At 67.8% G+C, this 17,787-nt stretch carries 15 protein-coding genes; 13 read left to right on the top strand and 2 right to left on the bottom strand.

Going from position 1 to position 17,787, the window contains the following annotated elements; genetic code table 11:
* Positions 1-2 precede the first annotated feature (2 nt).
* Together ABZ896_RS11385 and ABZ896_RS11380 are read left to right on the top strand one after the other, a co-directional pair.
* Positions 3-1,394, top strand: a complete 1,392-nt coding sequence (locus tag ABZ896_RS11385; RefSeq protein WP_360925584.1) for a hypothetical protein — start codon at positions 3-5, stop codon at positions 1,392-1,394.
* Between the two features lie 10 nt (positions 1,395-1,404).
* Positions 1,405-2,298, top strand: coding sequence for a bifunctional diaminohydroxyphosphoribosylaminopyrimidine deaminase/5-amino-6-(5-phosphoribosylamino)uracil reductase RibD (locus ABZ896_RS11380; RefSeq protein WP_360925581.1), 894 nt, complete (start codon positions 1,405-1,407; stop codon positions 2,296-2,298).
* 105 nt (positions 2,299-2,403) lie between these two features.
* Here ABZ896_RS11380 and ABZ896_RS11375 read toward each other — a convergent pair whose 3' ends face one another.
* Both ABZ896_RS11375 and ABZ896_RS11370 read right to left on the bottom strand, forming a co-directional pair.
* Positions 2,404-3,468 carry an aldo/keto reductase gene (locus ABZ896_RS11375; RefSeq protein ID WP_360925579.1) on the bottom strand — a complete coding sequence of 355 codons (1,065 nt, stop codon included), beginning with the start codon at positions 3,466-3,468 and terminating at the stop codon, positions 2,404-2,406.
* The gene (locus ABZ896_RS11370; RefSeq protein WP_360925576.1) at positions 3,465-3,953 is read right to left on the bottom strand and encodes an ATP-binding protein; all 489 of its coding nucleotides are present in this window, start codon (positions 3,951-3,953) and stop codon (positions 3,465-3,467) included. Before ABZ896_RS11370 ends, ABZ896_RS11375 begins: the two co-directional genes overlap by 4 nt.
* Before the next feature lie 477 nt (positions 3,954-4,430).
* On the opposite strand from ABZ896_RS11370, the gene ABZ896_RS11365 reads away from it, so the two are divergent.
* From ABZ896_RS11365 to ABZ896_RS11315, 11 genes are all read left to right on the top strand, one after another.
* Positions 4,431-6,275, top strand: a complete 1,845-nt coding sequence (locus ABZ896_RS11365) for a glycoside hydrolase family 15 protein (RefSeq protein WP_360925573.1) — start codon at positions 4,431-4,433, stop codon at positions 6,273-6,275.
* Positions 6,272-7,822 (top strand): hypothetical protein, encoded by a 1,551-nt coding sequence (locus tag ABZ896_RS11360; protein WP_360925571.1) that lies wholly within the window; start codon positions 6,272-6,274, stop codon positions 7,820-7,822. The genes ABZ896_RS11365 and ABZ896_RS11360 overlap by 4 nt, the downstream gene beginning before the upstream one ends.
* Before the next feature lie 394 nt (positions 7,823-8,216).
* A complete protein-coding gene (locus ABZ896_RS11355) occupies positions 8,217-9,578 on the top strand; it encodes an ATP-binding protein (RefSeq protein WP_360925568.1) in 1,362 nt (453 codons plus the stop codon).
* A complete protein-coding gene (locus ABZ896_RS11350) occupies positions 9,575-10,045 on the top strand; it encodes a roadblock/LC7 domain-containing protein (RefSeq protein WP_360925565.1) in 471 nt (156 codons plus the stop codon). The genes ABZ896_RS11355 and ABZ896_RS11350 overlap by 4 nt, the downstream gene beginning before the upstream one ends.
* Positions 10,042-10,386, top strand: coding sequence for a DUF742 domain-containing protein (locus tag ABZ896_RS11345; protein WP_360925562.1), 345 nt, complete (start codon positions 10,042-10,044; stop codon positions 10,384-10,386). Before ABZ896_RS11350 ends, ABZ896_RS11345 begins: the two co-directional genes overlap by 4 nt.
* Positions 10,367-10,987 carry an ATP/GTP-binding protein gene (locus ABZ896_RS11340; protein WP_360925559.1) on the top strand — a complete coding sequence of 207 codons (621 nt, stop codon included), beginning with the start codon at positions 10,367-10,369 and terminating at the stop codon, positions 10,985-10,987. The genes ABZ896_RS11345 and ABZ896_RS11340 overlap by 20 nt, the downstream gene beginning before the upstream one ends.
* On the top strand, positions 10,984-12,264 hold the full coding sequence (locus ABZ896_RS11335) for a cytochrome P450 (RefSeq protein ID WP_360925557.1): 1,281 nt from the start codon (positions 10,984-10,986) through the stop codon (positions 12,262-12,264). Before ABZ896_RS11340 ends, ABZ896_RS11335 begins: the two co-directional genes overlap by 4 nt.
* 173 nt (positions 12,265-12,437) lie before the next feature.
* Positions 12,438-13,517 (top strand): polyprenyl synthetase family protein, encoded by a 1,080-nt coding sequence (locus ABZ896_RS11330; RefSeq protein ID WP_360925554.1) that lies wholly within the window; start codon positions 12,438-12,440, stop codon positions 13,515-13,517.
* On the top strand, positions 13,514-15,112 hold the full coding sequence (locus tag ABZ896_RS11325) for a prenyltransferase/squalene oxidase repeat-containing protein (protein ID WP_360925551.1): 1,599 nt from the start codon (positions 13,514-13,516) through the stop codon (positions 15,110-15,112). Before ABZ896_RS11330 ends, ABZ896_RS11325 begins: the two co-directional genes overlap by 4 nt.
* A 53-nt stretch (positions 15,113-15,165) precedes the next feature.
* Entirely contained in the window at positions 15,166-16,527 is a 1,362-nt protein-coding gene (locus ABZ896_RS11320; protein WP_360925549.1) for a cytochrome P450, read from the top strand.
* On the top strand, positions 16,524-17,483 hold the full coding sequence (locus ABZ896_RS11315; protein WP_360925546.1) for a hypothetical protein: 960 nt from the start codon (positions 16,524-16,526) through the stop codon (positions 17,481-17,483). The genes ABZ896_RS11320 and ABZ896_RS11315 overlap by 4 nt, the downstream gene beginning before the upstream one ends.
* Positions 17,484-17,787: the final 304 nt, after the last annotated feature.

Raw genomic sequence — 17,787 nt, 5'->3', positions numbered from 1 at the left:
GGATGAAGGTGACGCTCTTCCGCCAGCTGGTTCAGGAGAGAGGCTGGACCACCGTCCAGACATTCGGCGCGCACTTCACCACAGCCGCACGGGAGCTGGCCGCCGAGACCGGCGAGCGACGGCTCGCCGACGTCACCGTCTCCCGGCGCACCTTCGACCGATGGATGTCCGGCGACATGAAGGGTATGCCCCAGAAGGACACCCGGCGGATCCTCGAACACGTCTTCCAACAGCCCATCGCATGGCTGTTCGCCCCACCTCCGGAAGCCGACACCGGCCCCGCTTCCGACGCTCAAGAGGAGATTTCTCGTTGGCCGCTGTGGCCAGAGCCGGATCGAGGAGGCTTCCGCGCAGAACAGCTCCTTCTCGCCAAGGAAGGCGCAGCGGTGGGCCGTCGCCGATTCCTCCTCGCAGGAGGAGCTGCCGCTCTCCCCCATCGTCCTGGCGGTGGCGAACCCGCCTCGATCCATGACCGCCACCATACGGGGGCACAAGTAGACGCCGTGCTGATCCATCTGCGGGAGATGTGGCACATGCTCGTACAGAGCGACAACCTGCTCGGCCCTCGCCACGCCCTTCACGGTGTTCATCAGAACCTGGCCGTACTCCAAGAACTACTCGACTCCACGGTCGCGCCCATGCGCGACGAGGTCCTACGCCTGGCCGCCTGCTATGCAGAATCCGCGGCCTGGCTTCACGAGGACTGCGCCGCCGACCAAGACGACGTTGCCCGAGCCCTGCACTGGACTCAGCAGGCTATGGAATGGTCCGTAGAGGTCGGAGACGACACCTTGACCGCCTGGACCCTCTTTCGGCGCGCACAGCAAGCTACCGCCGCTGGCAAGGCTGCCCAGAGCATCAGTCTCTCGCGCGCGGTTCAGCGCTACGACCGAGTCCTGACGCCGCAGATGCGTGCGGCAGCGCTTCAGCAGGAGGCGCACGGCTACGCCCTGCTCGGCGACGAGATCACGTGCCACCGACTCATCGATCAGGCCCACTCTTTCGCGGCGAGTCCCGAGAGCGCCGGTGACGGACGCAGTGGGCACGGCGACTTCGCGACCCCCGCCTATCTCGAAGGTCAGCGCGCCAACTGCTGGTTGTTGCTGAGCCGCCCCGACCGGGCGGTGCCGCTTCTGGCAGCCTCGCTTTCCGAACTACCGGAGATCTACCGGCGCGACCGCGGCCTCATCCATGCACGCCTCGCCGCCTCGTACGCGCGAACCGGGGAGATCGAGCACGCCGTCGAGCAGGCCCACCTGGCACTCGCTGTTGCCCGGGGAGCAGGGTCGGCTCGTACTCTGCGTGAGACGATCACCGCAGTCGACGCGATGGGGCCGGCGAACGGGAATGCTCGGGTCGCCGAGTTGGCCGAGGCCGTTGTCCACAGCGGGTGAAGGAGGGGTAATGCCGACATCGGCGGAGCTGAAAGCCATGCGCCGTGCCATCGCCATCTCTGCGAGCGGCCTCGGTGCCACCAGCCCGAACCCGCCCGTTGGATGCGTGATTCTTGACGCCGACGGTCGGACCGTCAGCGAGGGATACCACCTCTACAAGGGCTCGCCGCACGCCGAGGTCAACGCCCTCGCAGCCGCCGGAGGCCGGGCAGCAGGGGGTACGGCGGTGGTGACGCTCGAGCCGTGCAACCACGTCGGACTCACCCCCGCCTGCCACCAGGCCCTCCTAGACGCCCACGTCACCCGCGTCATGATCGCTGTGCTCGACCCCACGTCCCGAGGCGAGGGAGGTGCCGAGCGCCTGCGCCGCGGCGGCGTTGAAGTCGAGACCCACGTCCTGGAGGAGGAAGCACTCACCGTCCTCGGGCCATGGCTCGCTTCCCTGACATCTCATAGGCCGCTGCTGCACGTACTGCGCCAAACCGACGCCGCCGGCTTCCCTGACGCACCTTCGATAGAAGCCGTCGCGGAGATCGCGCGACAGCGTCAGGTCCATGATCTGCTGATCTCCGACGGTGCACCGGCCGAGGAAGGACGCCCGGGCAGCCACGGGGAGAGCGTCTTCCGCCTGCCGCCCGGTCCGCTGCCTGACGACCCCGACATCGCCATGGTCACGCTCGCCGCGACCGGGGCGCGCACAGTCCTCCTCGACGGCTACTCGAAACTCAGTGAGCGCCTCCTCGCTGCGGGTCTTGTGGACCGAGTCACCGTCTTCCAACCCGTACCCGAACCCTCGTGCGCGGTCGGACCCGATGCCGCTTCCCCGTTCCCCGACGGGTACTTCCTCTCCGGGGTCACCCGTACCGGCGGACAGCTTGTGATCACGGCTGAACGTCAGCGTTGACGTGCCGGCTCGGCGGTGTCCAGCCGCCTCCTGCCCAGCGGCGGAGATCGACGATGTGGAGCGCCTCCGCTGGACACACGGGCACGGAGAAGCGTGGAGTGCCTTTCACGCGAGCGCTTCCTCGACGACACGCTGCACGGAGTCTCCCTGAAGCCCGGCGCGGAGGTGAGCGTAGATCTCGTCGACGACGCCAAGCTCTTGCTCCGTCAGTGCGGGGCCCAGACACCTGTAGTTCTCCTCGACTTGGTCTTGGTTGCTGAAGCCCACGACAACGACGCAGTTGTCGCCGCGCTGCAAGCAGGAGCGAAGAGCCAAGCGCGTCAGTGTGCCCGGCGTGTCACCGAAGTTGTCCCGCAGGGTCTGAAGCCCGTCGGAGATCCGCTTCGTGAGCGGTGGTGTCAACCGTGGCAGGGCATGCGAGGCGGATAGGTGGGACGGAGAAATTCCTGCGCTGCTTCCCGTGAGGACTCCGTGTGCCAGCGGCGCGGCCAGTACCAGGCCGACACCGTGGCGAGCGGTGAAGGAGAACAGGTCTTCACCATCTAGCAGGACAGCCGGGGTGAACGCGTTGAATCGGGTCCAGACGACATCCGGCTTGATGAGGCGGAACAGGTACAGGAACCGCTCCGCCTGCCTTTCCCACTCCTCGGGGGAGGAGGTGTAATCCGCGTGCGGTCCTCGCATGCCGATCGCTCTGATGGACTCCAGTTCCCGGAGAGTACGCATCGCGTCGATGGCGTTGCCGAGATAGCAGTCGGCGGGACCGAAGTCGAAGGTCTCCAGGGTGTACAGATCCAGTTGTTCGGCGTACAGGTTCTCCAGCGATTGCTCGAACTGGTGATGAATGTGCCGGCCGGCGAACGGGTGCGGCGCGGAGCCGCGCACGCGGCCCACCTTGCTACTCAGATAGAGCGGCAGGTCCTGGTGTTCATGCACAAACCGGCCGATCATGCGCTCTGCATGGCCGTGGCCGTACGAATCGGCCGTGTCCAAGAAGATTGTCCCGTGCTTGACGTGTTGGACCGCACGCCGCAACCCGTCGAGGAAGCCGCTGGCGTTCGTCGAGGCCATGGATGTGTCGCGCCCCGCAGGCACCTCACAGTGCAGGCCGAGCGGATACGCGAAAATGCCGCGGCACAGGTGCCGGGCGGCGAGGTCATGAGCGATCACGCGATGCTCCCGGCCAGATCGAAGGCGGCGGTCACGACCTTGCCGAAGGTCGTCCGCTCCACGCCCCAGGCGGTCGCGAACTGGGCGACGAGGAACAGTCCCTGTCCGTCCTCCGGCAACGAGTCGAAGCTGATCGCGCCGAGACCCACATCATCCAGGTCGGCGAGAAAGCAGACGGGGGCTGCCGGGATGACGGTGGTATCTGTCCCGCGGTCGACGACGCCCACAGTTACGCCCTTCTCATAGAAGTCGAGGTTGAGTGACACCGGCCCGCCGGCATGCCGGATCGCGTTGGCTACGAGTTCGTCGGTGACCAGGACAGCGTCATCGACTCGGCTTTCGTCGGTCTGGTCCGTCAGCGCTTCGCGTACCTTCCTGCGGGCCAGTTCCAGCGGTTCAGCCACACCGATGAGACTGAAGGTACGGCGGTCGACCAGATATCCGAAATTCTGATCCTTGATCAGTTCAGCTGTTGTCGGCGGCACCTTCGTCTCCTCAGCGTTCGAGACGCCCTGTGGCGCGGGCCGGGAGATCGACCCGGGCACCACTCTGGCCGACTCCGGGTGGCAGGGGTACGCCAAACCGTGGCCACCTTGTGGCCATCTCTGATGGCGCGGCGATTCTGTTCGACCCGCGAGAGCCGGGGATCGGCCGCCCAGTGTCCCGGCCCTCGCGTGGCTGTGGCTCCGACATGACCACAAGATGGCCGCAGTTCGGCGTATCGGTGCCACCTGAAATCGATCAACCTAGGCAGAGCCGACGGCGTCGGCCGCTCAGCTCCTTCCGCGGGATGGCGGCCGGTGCAATGGAAGACCGCCTGGCAGTCCGCAAGGTCTTAGTGAGCGTCCGAGCCGTACTCCGCGCTGACCGATGCCGCTGACTGCACCGCCTTGGGCCGCGCTGCTGGGCGCCTACGACACCAACCTGTCGCCGACAGGGTTCTCCGGAACGGGAAGACCTTTATGACCAACCATCGCATCGAGGACTACGCGTTGATCGGCGACATGCGGACCGCCGCGCTGGTCTGCCGCGACGGCACCATCGACTGGCTGTGCCTGCCGAGATTCGACTCCCCGGCCGTCTTCGCCGCCCTGCTCGGCAACGATGAACACGGCGGCTGGCGGCTGGGTCCCGCGAGCCCGTCTGGCCCGCGTCCTGCCGACGCGACCCGCAGAAGCTACCGCGGCGATTCGCTCATCCTCGAATCGGAGTGGGACACGGCTCACGGCACGGTGCGGGTCACCGACTTCATGCCGCCTCAAGCGGGAACTCCGCAGCTCATTCGCATCGTCGAAGGAGTAACCGGCGCGGTCCTCATGCGCTCCGACCTGCGTATGCGGTTCGGTTACGGTCAGATCGTTCCCTGGATCCGGGTCGACGGCGGGCGGACCGTCGCCGTGGCCGGCCCCGACTCCCTGTGGCTGGACTCCACGCTCACGACGCAGAACGCAGCTGCACGCACAAGCACGGACTTCACGGTCAAGGCGGGAGAGAAGGTCGCCTTCAGCCTGGCCTGGCACTCCTCACATCACGGTCCTCCCGAGATGAGCGTTCCCGACGACGCCCTGGAGGTGACGGAGGACTTCTGGCGGAACTGGGTCAGTCGGTGCACGTACTGCGGTCCCTACCGTGACGCCGTCGTCCGTTCGCTCATCACGCTGAAGGCGCTGACGTACGCCCCGACCGGCGGGATCGTGGCGGCGCCGACGACCTCGTTGCCCGAGGGCATCGGCGGTGTGCGCAACTGGGACTACCGCTATACCTGGCTGCGAGATGCAGCGATCACACTGTCGGCCCTCCTGCGCACCGGGTACCGGGACGAGGCCCGAGCCTGGCGCGAATGGCTGCTGCGCGCCGTCGCGGGCGACCCGGACAACCTCCAGATCATGTACGGCATTGGAGGGGAGCGTTCCCTCCCGGAGATGCAGCTGCCGTGGCTCCCGGGCTATGAGGGGTCCGCGCCCGTCCGGATCGGCAACGCCGCTGCCGGGCAACTCCAGTTGGACGTTTACGGCGAAGTCGTCGAAGCCCTGCACCTGGCCCACCAGTCCGGCCTGGACCGCCACGACAGCGCCCACCGCCTCCAGCTGCGGCTGATCGAAACCCTGGAGCGGCGTTGGCGCGAGCCCGACGAGGGCATCTGGGAAGTGCGCGGCCCACGCCGGCACTTCGTGCATTCGAAGGTCATGGCCTGGACCGCCATCGACCGCACGATCCAACTGCTGGAGAGCGGAGAGATCGACGGACCGCTGACCCGGTGGCGCCAGCTTCGCGCGACCATTCACCGGGAGGTCTGCGAGCGCGGATTCGACCCGGAACGCCACACCTTCACACAGTCGTACGGCTCGAAGGAACTGGACGCCTCCGTGCTCCTGATCCCACAGGTCGGCTTCCTCCCGCCCGACGACAAGCGCGTCATCGGCACGATCGAGGCCGTCCAGCGCGACCTGTGCACGCCCGACGGGTTCCTCCTGCGCTACCCGACGGACGGCGCCCGCAAGGGCGTCGACGGGCTACCCGGCGACGAAGGCGCCTTCCTCGCCTGCTCGTTTTGGCTCGCGGACGACCTGGCCATGATCGGCCGCATGGACGAGGCGAGAGGGCTGTTCGAGAAGCTGCTGGCACTGCGCAACGACGTCGGGCTCCTGGCCGAGGAGTGGGATCCCCGGTTGAAGCGGCAGGTCGGAAACTATCCGCAGGCATTCAGCCACCTCACGCTGGTCGGGACCGCCCTCCGCCTCGGAGACCTTTCAGCGCTCCCACGCCCCCGCGGAGCCAGCGTCACCGAACAGGTCGTTGCCTCATGACCGGGGCCGCACCGACGCCCGATCGGCGGCTGGAGGCCAAGGGCGCGTTCGCAGCGCCGGCGCGGCCCGCAGAGCACTGCGAACCGGACCAGGTCCCGTCCGTCGATGCACCGCCCACCGAAGTGGTCGAGGCCGTCCTGCTGAGGCACCCCCACGTCCGAGATGCGGCGGCTGTTGTGCTCCCGCACAACGCCCTGGGCGCCACCATCGGCGTCCTCCTCGTCCTCGATGACGACGGCTCGGTGGAGGATGTCACCGATCACGCGCGGCAAGCACTGCCGGAGGGCCTTCATCCTCATCCGGTCGCCCGTGTACGGGAGTTGCCCCGCACGTTCGACGGCCGGTTCAACACAGCCCGTGCGCAAGCACTGCTGCGCGACGTCGCCCATCTGACACCCAGCGCTCCCGTAGTACACCACCGCCGAGTCGGAACCCGGAACGTGTGGGATCACCTTGCACGTCTCGCCGAAGACGAACAGAACCTCCTGGCGGAGGTATTCAGAGCACTCCACAACGATCCGGGCCTTGAACAGCGAGTCAACGAAGCCTTGGGCTATCCGAACTGGCCCATGCCGCTGACGTGCCTTCCGGATCTCGCCCCTGAACTTGCGGCGTCCGACCCGGATCTCGACTCGTACTTCCAGCTGTCGCAGATGGCCACAGAAGACCTGCTGCGTATCGTGGACCGCTACGGTTGGCCCCGCGCCAGGCGCGACGGAGCGCATGTCGCCGACGCGGCCTGGCTCCTGCTCCAGCACGCGGACCGGGAAAACCAGGCCCGCGAGGACGCCCTGGCCGCCGTCGCGCAAGCGGTGGCGCTCGGACACACCGACCCTCGGCACCTGGCACTCCTCCATGACCGTACGCGTTCGGTCATGGAGGAGGAGCAGATCTTCGGCACGTTCATGCTGGCCGTCGACGGTCAGCCCCGCTTCCTCTACCCGACGCAGCCGCTGGAGCAGATCGAGCGGCAGCGAGCGGCCATCTCGATGCCGTCCCTCTCGAAGGACATCCCCGCCGCCAGCACGCCGCTGCTGCCGTACGGCCGCAGCCGCCGCTCGTCCACCAACCCCTCCCGGCCCCCGCGCGAAGCCCCCGCCGTTCCAGACTCCGGGGCCAGCGCGTCCTTTCCCTGTCCAGTCCCCCACGGCGCAGCGCCGGTCTACTTGGCTGGCTCCGTGCAGCACCGCGATGTTCTCCGGGACCTGCGGACGAGGATGACCCCGCCGCTGCACAGCACCGCTCGCTGGCTCGACTTGGATGCCGGCCACAGGGTGGTCAGCCAGTTCGACGCCGGTGTCGCCGCGGATCGCGTCAACGCTGAACTCCGGGTCGAGGACATCCGCCGCTCCCGGCTCCTCATCGCAGTCCAGGATGACGCCAGGTCCCCGCTGGTGTGCGGGGAAGCCGGCGTTGCTCTCGGCGTCCAAATCCCCGTCCTGCTTGTTGGTGCCTCCACCTCCGAGATTGCGGCTCACTCGGGCATCGCGCTCGCGAGAGATGCCGACGCGGCTCTGGAGGCTGCGATGGTCTGGGCAACCGGATAGGCGCAGCCTCTAATCGTCGCAAGTGGGATGAATCTCTTCAGTCACTTCCTGACTCTTAGGGAGCTTGTCAAGGGCTTTTTGAAAGATGGCCACGAAGTGGCCACACCGCGCGAAGGGCGCCCCACACCGCGCAGACCCCCGCGTGGCCACCGGATTCATCCCATTCGTGACCTCCTTTGCGCCGGTCACGCCTTCGCGCATCGCTGCGTCGCCCAAGAGATGGCCACGAAGTGGCCACGGTTTGGCGTACCGGTGCCACATGAAACGGACCACGATTGATCACGAACGCACTCCCCCGTCCCCCGCCCATCCATCTCCTCAAGGCTTCTGGTGCATCTCCGCAGCCCTGATGTCCTGAGCCAAGGACCCGACCCTCACCCAAGGACCTCAGCCCGTGACTTCGATATTCGAAGCAGCCACTGCGGTGCTCGGCGCCACGACAGCCGTTGGCGCCGTCGCCACGGTGCGTCTGGCCCGCTCCCGCGCGGCCCTGTCCCGAGAACACGCCACGCTCAAGGACCAGCACGAGACGCAGGGGCACCTCCTGGCATCGGCCGGAGCTCGCGAGACGATGCTGCACGACGAGTTGCGGCACTTGTTGAACACCCGCCTCCCCGCACGGGCGCTGAACCTGGTCAGTGACCACTACCCCGTTCCCGGGCTGCTGCACGAAAGCCTCCTCGGCACCGGCTACGCGAAGCTGCTCGATGCCGTCCAGGACCTTTTCGTAACCACGGTTCTCGAAGAGCGGAGCCGCATCGACTCGGCTGCCCGTGCGGCCTTGCGCGGCGCCTGCGTGGAGATGCAAGCGAAGGCGTACCAGCTGCAGGAATTGCTCGTTGCACTCCAGGGCGAGTACCAGGATGAGAAGACCCTCAAGGACTTCTTCCGCATCGACCACCACAACGAGCAGTTCACCCGCCTGGTTCAGAAGGCCGCGATCGTGAGCGGTGGGTGGCCTGGCCTCGTCCGGCCGGACACCCACCTCCCGGATGTCGTCACCGGCGCCAAGTCGCGTCTGCACGGCTACGAGCGGATCAAGATCCACTCACGGTTGTTTGCCGACAACGTTGGCTTGGCCGGCCACGTCGCCGAGCCGATCGCCGTCGCCTGTGCCGAACTGATGGCGAACGCTCTGGAGTCGTCGCGCGGCGACCTCTCAGTGGAAGTCACACTCCTGCAGACCGACAACGGCACCGTCTGCATCCAGATCGATGACGCGGGCAAGGGGATGACCGCCGAGGCCGCAAAGCGGGGGGCTCGACTCGTCTCCGGGGAAAGTCCGCAGAGCGTGCTCCTCACAGAACTGGGCGACCCTCCTGCCCTCGGCTTCGCGGCCTGCGGCCGGCTCGTCGCCGACTACGGATTCCAGGTCTTCGTCGACCGCGTCTCCGACTACGGCGGTGTCCGTGCGGTGATCTCCGTTCCCCCGGCGCTGCTGACCGTCATTGACGAGGAAGCCGAGCCGCTGTCGGCCATGGCCCCTCGTCCCGCCCCCGCCCCACTCACTCCCCGCCCTCCTTCCCCTCCTGCGGAGTCCGCTCCGACCGCGGGCCCCCGGGACGCCTCGTCGCTGCCGCAGCGGCGCCGCAGGAACCGCCCGGCACCCGTCACCCACGAGCAACTTCCGCGTGAGGCACAGCCGCCGGATCCGGAGTCCGCCCTCGCGGACTGGGCCGCCTACGAGCAAGGCCTCGCCGCCGGACGCGCCGACACCCCCACCCACACGGAACCAGACACCGAGGACCAGACATGAGCGCAACGCTCCGCGAACGCATCGGCGACCCTTCCTGGGTCCTGGACCCGATCACCGAGATCAAAGGCGTCCGGAACGCCGTGATCCTGTCCGCCGACGGCATGCCCATCGGCTCTGCCGGAAGCGCGGACAGGGACACCGCCGACAAGATCGCGGCGATGGCCTCTTCCCTGCAGAGCGCAGCACGTGCCGCGGCCATCGAAGCCCTGGACGCACCCGAGGATTCCCCGGCCTCGACCATCACCGTCGAGCTGGAGGCCCCTCCGAAGAAGGACTCGGAGGAGCGGACCGTCCTGGGCAGGCTCACCATGATGCCCGCCGGCAAGAAGACCAACGCCTTCATCGTCGTCGCCTACGCCCCGGACACGCCGATGGGCATCATCGCTCACGCGATGGCCACGCAGGCGAAGAAGCTGGGCGAGTCGCTCATGTCCGTCTCCGCGCGCACCGAGAACTCGACGTCATGACCCGGGGCCAGGTACGGAGGATCGTCCCGAGCTACCTGGCAACCGGAGGCAGCGGTACCCCCACCCGCAACACGCTCCAATCCCTTACCGCGCTCACCGCCACCGGCCTGCCGTCCGCCTCTCACCACACCCCCGCGCAACAGCGCTTCCTCGACCTGGTCGGAAAGGGCTCATTGACGATCATGGAGTCCGCCGCCTACCTCCGCCTGCCTAGCGGGGTGTGCAAGATGCTCGCCTCCCAGCTCATCGACGAGGGCCACCTGCGAGCCAGTGCGCCTCAGGTCAACCGGCCCGCCCGGTCTGTTCTTGAAAGGGTTCTCCATGGACTCGAAGCCCTCTAGCAGCAGCCCGTCGGCACTACCGGCTCCGGTCTACCTCCCTGCAGAGGACTACGACCGGGAGAAGATCCTGATCGCAGGGCCCTTCGGTATCGGCAAGACGACCGCGATCGAGACGGTGTCGGAGATCAAGAGCCTCCACACCGAGGAGGTCATGACACACGCTGCCGCCGACGTGGACGACCTCCATGTCGAGGACAAGACCACCACCACGGTCGCCATCGACTTCGGACGGATCACCCTCGTCCAGGCCGGCATCGTGCTCTACCTGTTCGGCACCCCCGGACAAGAGCGGTTCCGCCCCATGTGGAAGGACCACGCCCTGGGCGCCCTGGGCGTTTTGATCCTGGTCGACACCCGCAGGCTGGACGACTCCTTCGACGTCATGGATCTCGTCGAGGAGTCCGGCCTGGACTACGCGATCGCGGTCAACCAGTTCCCGGACGCACCCGAGTACGACCTCGACATCGTGCGCGCCAAGCTCGACCTTGAGGACCACACGCCCATCGTCACCGTCGACGCACGGGACCGGGGCTCCACTCTGAACGCCCTGAAAGTTCTCACCGCCTACCTCATCAGCCGTGCCGGAGACGCCACCTCGTGACCACCATGCCGAACGCCGCCGTGCCGCTCTACGCGCCGGAGCACGCAGCCGACCCCCAGCGCAGCTTCGCCATGCTGCGCGAGCAGGGGCCCGTGGGCCTCGCAGAAATCGACCCCGGCGTCTTCGTCTGGGTGGTCACCGACTACCGGGCCGCCCTCGACCTGTTCCACGACACCACCCGCACGTGGACCAAGGACACCCGGGGGTGGATGGAACACCTGCCGCCCGACAGCCCGATCATGCCGCTCGTCCAGTGGCGTCCCAGCCTCTTCTTCACCGACGACGAGCAGCACGCCCACCTGCGCAACGTCGTCACCGACAGCTTCGCCCTCCTCGACCCTCAGCACGTACGGGACGTGACCCGCCGGCACGCCGACACCCTCCTGCGCGAGTTCGCCCACGCGGGTAGCGCCGACCTCGTCAGCCAGTACGCCCGACGGCTCCCGCTGATGGTCCTGAACTCTCTGTTCGGCATGGGTGACGAGCACGCCTCCCAGCTCTTCACGGCGATCGAGTCGATGATGAGCACCGACCTTCACACCAAGGCCGCGGGCGAGCAGTCCCTCCAGGCCTACCTGTTCGCCCTCTACCAGATGAAGGCCGCCCAGCGTGGCCGCGATCTGACCTCCTGGTTCATAGACCACCCCAGCGGCCTCACCCCGGAGGAGGTGATCAACCAGGTCCTGATCACCCAGGGCGCCGCTTACGACACGCTGGCGGGCCTGATCGCCAACACCTTCCTCCGGATGCTCTCCGACGAGCGCTACCGCGGCACCCTGACCACCGGCAGCCTGCCCATCGAGCACGCCGTCGACGACGTTCTGTGGCGCGACCCGCCGCTGGCCATGTACAGCCTCCACCGGCCGCGCCACGACATCACCTTCCACGGCCGGCACATCAGGGCCGGCGATCCCGTCATGGTGTCCTACGCCGCGGTCAACACCTGCCCCTACTCGGACCCGACCGAGGGCGGTCACCGCTCGGACCACCGGGCTCACCTGGCTTTCGCCGCGGGCCCTCATGAGTGCCCCGCCCGCTCCATCGCCCTGGTCGTCACGATCTCCGCGATCGAGCGGCTCACCTCCTACCTCCACGACATCGAACTCGCGGTTCCCCGCGAGGAGTTGACGTACCGGCCCCATCCCATCTACCGCATCCTCACCTCACTGCCCTGCCGCTTCACCCCGCGTTCCGCCGAAGGCCAGCAGTCCATGCCCTGGACCCAGCGCACCACGCCCCGGAACCACGCGACCGCGCGGGCCGCGATGTCGTCTTGATCGTCTAGATGCGCGCACGCTCACGTGCCGCGACGCCATACCAGGGTCGAGAGAGCACTCTCGATCAACCCACCAGCCGCTCGGTTCGCCGGAGGGGCTCCTACCCCTGCCCGCCTTCGAAGAAAAGGGATCCGCCCATGACGGTTCTTGAACGCAAAGGGGTACACCCACCGATGACCCACACAACCTCCGCAGTCGGCACACCGGACCTCTCCGCCATACGAGTCGGCGTCGACGCGATACTGGACAAGTTCCTCGCCCGAAAGGAAAAGGCGGCCCCGGGCCCCGAGATGGCGCCGCTGTTCACCACCCTGCGCCACCTCCTGAACAGCGGCAAACAACTGCGCGCACAACTGTGCGTCGTCGGCTGGCACGCCGGAGGCGGGCACAAGAGCGCAAGCACGGCCACGACCGCCGCTGCCGCCCTGGAGCTGTTCCAGACGTTCGCCCTGATCCACGACGACGTCATGGACGCCAGTGACACCCGCCGCGGGCGTGCCTCCGCCCACCGCGCCCTGTCCGCCGCGTACACAGCAGGCGGCGGCCGACGCAGCAGAAGCGACTCTCACGGTCTCAACGCCGCCGTCCTGCTCGGAGACCTTGCCCTGGTGTGGTCCGATGAGCTCCTCCACGAAGGGATCGAACCCAGCACCCTGTCCCGGGCCTTGCCGCTCCTGGCTGCCATGCGCAGCGAGCTGGTCTACGGGCAGTACCTCGATCTGCTGTCGACCGACCGACTGTCGGGAGACGTTGAGACCGCGCTGCAGGTCGTGCGGTACAAGACCGCGAAGTACACCGTGGAACGGCCACTGCACATCGGAGCGGCGCTCGCCGGCGCCGGCCCCGACATCCTCGAGGCGTGCAGCGCCTTCGCTCTCCCGCTGGGAGAAGCGTTTCAGCTGCGTGACGATCTTCTGGGGGTGTTCGGCGACCCCGCCGAAACCGGCAAACCGGTCGGCGATGACCTCCGCGAGGGCAAGGCCACGGTGCTCCTGGCGCTCGCGATACAGCAGGCCTCCGGCGAACAGCTGCGCGTGCTGCGCATGCTGGTCGGCCGTCCCGACCTGGCCGACGAAGACATCCTCCGCGTCCGATCCGTCCTGGAGGCGACCGGTGCGCGAGAACGGGTGGAGGAGATGATCAGCGCCCAACGCTCGGCGGCCGTCGCCGCACTCGAGCGGGCGCCCCTCCACGCGGCCGCAGCCGGTGCGCTGCGCGAGATAGCCCGGATAGCCACGGAGCGGCGAGCATGACCAGCACCCGCACGGACTCGACGTACCTGCCGCAGGCCTACGACTCCCGGGCCGCACTCCTCATCGCAGAAGTCGACCGCGACCCATGGGGCAGCGTCCGCCCGTCACTGTATGAGACGGCCCGGGTCCTCTCCTTCGCGCCGCGGCTGTCCGGGCATGAGCGACGGCTCGCCTGGCTGCTGCAACAGCAGCATCGCGACGGGAGTTGGGGGGAGGGTCCCGCGCCGTACCGGCTGCTGCCGACGCTCAGCGCGGTGGAGGCCCTCTTGTCCACCCTGCGCTTCGACACCGCCCCCGGAACGGGCCGCGAGCGGCTCGCAGCGGCGGCGGCAGCCGGACTTGCCAGGCTGCGCAGGCTGCCGCCGACCGGACCGTGGCCGGACACGGCTGCCATCGAGATCCTCGTCCCCAGCCTGGTCGCCCAGATCAACGAGCACCTGGACCAGCAGGAAATCGGCGCTCTGCCCCCGCTCGGCCCGTGGTCTCACGGATCGCGCCTCACACTGCCGAATGGGTTCCGGCACACGCTGCCCGACCAGATCGCCCAGCGGTGCCGTTCTGCCGGCAGCATCCCTGAAAAGCTCCACCACACCTACGAAGGCATCGCCCGCCACCTCTCGCACGCCGACGTCGCCCTCCCCGAGGGGCTGTTCGGCAGTTCCCCCGCCGCAACGGCGGCATGGGTCGCCGCAGCGCCGGACTCCGTCGCAGGTCGGGATCAAGCGGTCGCGGAGCTGACGGCCGTGGGCCGGCGCTACGACGGCTTCTTCCCAGAAGCCGCCCCGATCTCGGTATTCGAGCGCCTCTGGGTCGCAGCCGCGCTGGCCGGCCCTGGGCTTCCTCACACCTGCCGGGCCACCGTGCGCGCCTGGGCCAGGCAGATCTACGATCCCGCAGGCGTCCGCGGCGCACCTGGTCTCATGCCGGACGCCGACGACACCGCCATGGCCGTGCTCGTGGCCGCGCTCGCCGGGGAACCCCGCGACCCGGCCCCGCTGTCGGTCTTCGAGACCGGGACCCACTACGACTGCTATGTCGGCGAGGACACCGGATCTGCCACCGCGAACGCCCACGCCCTCCAGGCTCTCGGTGCCTATCTGCGGTTCCAGCCCGCGGCTGCCGGCGTCCACCAGCCGAACATGAACCTGGTGCGGGACTGGCTGCTGGCTCAGCAGCAGCCCGAGGGCGCATGGTCGGACAAGTGGCACGCCTCTCCCTATTACGCCACCTCTCGGTGCGTGGCTGCCCTCGCCCGCGGTGATGATGACCACCCCCATACCCGCGACGCCGTACGGTCGGCCGCCGACTGGGTCCTGGAAACCCAGCGCGACGACGGACTCTGGGGTATATGGGACGGCACCGTGGAGGAGACAGCGTACGCGGTCAACATCCTCCTTCGCGCCGCCCCCTTCATCCGGCAGCCGCACAGCACCGACGCCCTGGACCGCGCCGAGGCCGCTCTCCTTCCGGCCGGCCGTACCTCAGGCCACCGGCACCCGGCGCTCTGGCACGACAAGACCCTGTACGCGCCGGAGGCGATGGTCCAGGCCGAGGTGACGGCCGCCCTCGAAATGCTGCGCACCCGTCACCGCTGAACTGATCAGCGACGCACCACACACACGGACCAGAAGCGGAGGGAACCAACCCTGTGACTGCCGACATATACGTTCCACCGATCGCTCCCGGGCGGCTACCGCTCATCGGACACGCCCTGCCGCTGCTCAGGGACCGGCTGGCATTCCTTCAACTCCTGCGCACCTACGGGCCGATCGTGCGCATCACTGTCGGGCCGAAAACCGTGACCGTGGTCAACTCCCCCGGCCTGATCCAGGAGATGCTCACGAGCAAGTCGCACCACTTCAACAAGGGCCTCCTCTTCGAAAAGCTGAAGCTCTTCGGCAAGGACGCCCTGCCGGTCGCGGAGGGAAAACGGCACCTGAACCGGCGTCGGCTGATGCAGCCGGCCTTTCACCGGGAGCAGATCGACGGCTACGTCAAGACGATGCGGGACACGGTGGAGCCGACGATCGCGGCGTGGCCGAACGGGGCCCAACTCGATCTCAAGACCGAGATGCAGCTGATGACCCAGGGCGTCGTGATGTCGGTGCTGTTCTCCTCCAATCCTGAGCGCGAGCCCGCGCGCGCGATCCTCGACAGCGTGGACACCGTCTTCACGGCCGCCATCCGGCGCGCCCTGCTGCCCGTGTCCGTGCTGGAGCGGCTGCCCACCCGCCGTAACCGGCAGGTCGACAACGCTAGCTCGGTTCTGCGTACAGCGGTCGGGGACATCATCGCCGAACACCGGGCGAATTCCGGCGCATTCGACGACGTCGTATCGCTGCTCCTGACCGCGCAGGACGAGACGGGCGCCGTGCTGCCCGACGACGAGATCCTTTCCGAGGTCACCGGTATGCTCGCCGCCGGCTCCGAGACCACCGCAGTCGTACTGGCCTGGCTGTTCCACGAGCTCGGCCGCCGCCCCGCTCTGGAGCGGCGGCTGCACGAGGAGGTCGACGCCGTGCTCGCGGGAGGCCAACTCACTGCAGAGTGCCTGCCCCAACTCGCCTTCACCCGCAGGCTCGTCAGTGAGACGTTGCGCCTGTACAGCCCCGCCTGGCTGGTGACCCGGCAGGCAGTCACCCCGGTGCTGCTGGGGAAGGTCAGGCTGCCGGCCGGGGAAGACGTCGTATGGAGTCCGTACACACTGCACCGCGACCCCGAGCTGTACCTCGCGCCGCTGAGCTTCGACCCCGACCGCTGGCTGCCGGAACGCCCCCAGCCTCCGAAGGGCGCCTTCATCCCCTTCGGCGCTGGCAAGCGGAAGTGCTTGGGCGACACGTTCGCCTGGACCGAGGCGATCATCATCACGGCGCTCATCGCCTCCCGCTGGCGGCTGCGGCCCGCACCCGGCGCTGCCATACGGCCGATCGGGGAGATCACCGTCCACCCCTCCACCCTCCGCATGATCGCCCAGGCCAGGCGCCGCGCCACCGCGGTGGATGCTGCATGAGCAGGGCCGACCGCATGGGTCTCAGCGACCTGCTCATGCCCGATCTCGCCAGCTCCTTCCCCGGCCCGTTCCCCACCAGTCCTCACGCGGACCACGTCGAACAACAAGCTCTTCGATGGCTCGGCGAGTTCCCGCTCCTCGCCCCGTCCGACGCGCTCCGTACCCTCTGCAACATCACGGGCCAGGGCGTGGCGCGCACCTTCCCGACCGTCGGCCAAGACAGTCTCGTGCTCTGCGCCCATCTCTTCCTGTGGCTCACCGCGTTCGACGATGTCCATGGCGAGGCCGCCGCGGCCCGCGACCCAGCTCTTCTGGTCGACCACGTCGGTGAGCTGACCCTTGTCCTGGCAGACGGTGATGTGCCAGCTGCGGCGGGCCCCTTCGCGACCGGGCTGCAAGATCTCCTCGCACGGTTTCGGGCCGTCTCCACGCCCGCCCAGTACTTGCGGCTCGCAGGTCACCTGCGCGACAACCTCTTCGGAATCGTGTGGGAAGCACATCATCTGGTCGCACCTGAGCAAGTCACCGTGCGCGAGTACTGCGCGATGCGCCCATACACCGTCTTCGTCCGAACCATCATGGCCACCGCGGAGATCGTGCTGGGCTACGAACTGTCGGACGAACATCGGTCGTCCGCAAAGGTCCGGCAGCTTGAGGCAGCCGTGGCCAACCTTGCCGGCTGGATCAACGACCTCGTTTCCTACCGACGGGAAGCCGCCCGCATGGGCGTGAATCCTCTGAGCCTGCCAACGCTGCTGATGGCCGAGCACGGCCTCGACCTCCGGAAAGCTGTCCAAGTGGCGTCACGGATGTGTGAAGAGCAGGCCGCTATCGCACGGCTACGGATCAACGAGCTCACATCCGGCCCCACGAGCGCCCTCGCCGTCCACGCACGGGCAATGGAGAACATCGCCCACTCATACGTATGGCACACGGGACACGCACGCTATCGCTAAGAAACGGGCCCCGCTGCCGGGCTTCGCGTCATCCGACGCGCGCTCGTCGCGTACAGCGCTACCGACGTCCACAGCTCCGAAGCGAACGAGTTCGAGCAGAATCCCATGGCTGTGTGTGGAGCTCGCTGGAAATTGTCAAGAGCTTCCCGGAACGTGGCCGCGAAGTGGCCACGTTCCGCGCGACCTGTCCTGCTCCCCTCGCAGCCACTCGCGGTCACTCGATTTGTCCCATTCGTAGCTTCCATCGTCTCCGGCCGCCGCGTTCATGACCACAGAGATGGCCACGAAGTGGCCATGGTTTGGC

This window comes from Streptomyces sp. NPDC047072, assembly GCF_040643855.1.
Classification (GTDB): Bacteria; Actinomycetota; Actinomycetes; order Streptomycetales; family Streptomycetaceae; genus Streptomyces.
This window is presented reverse-complemented; position numbering and strand designations above follow the sequence as displayed.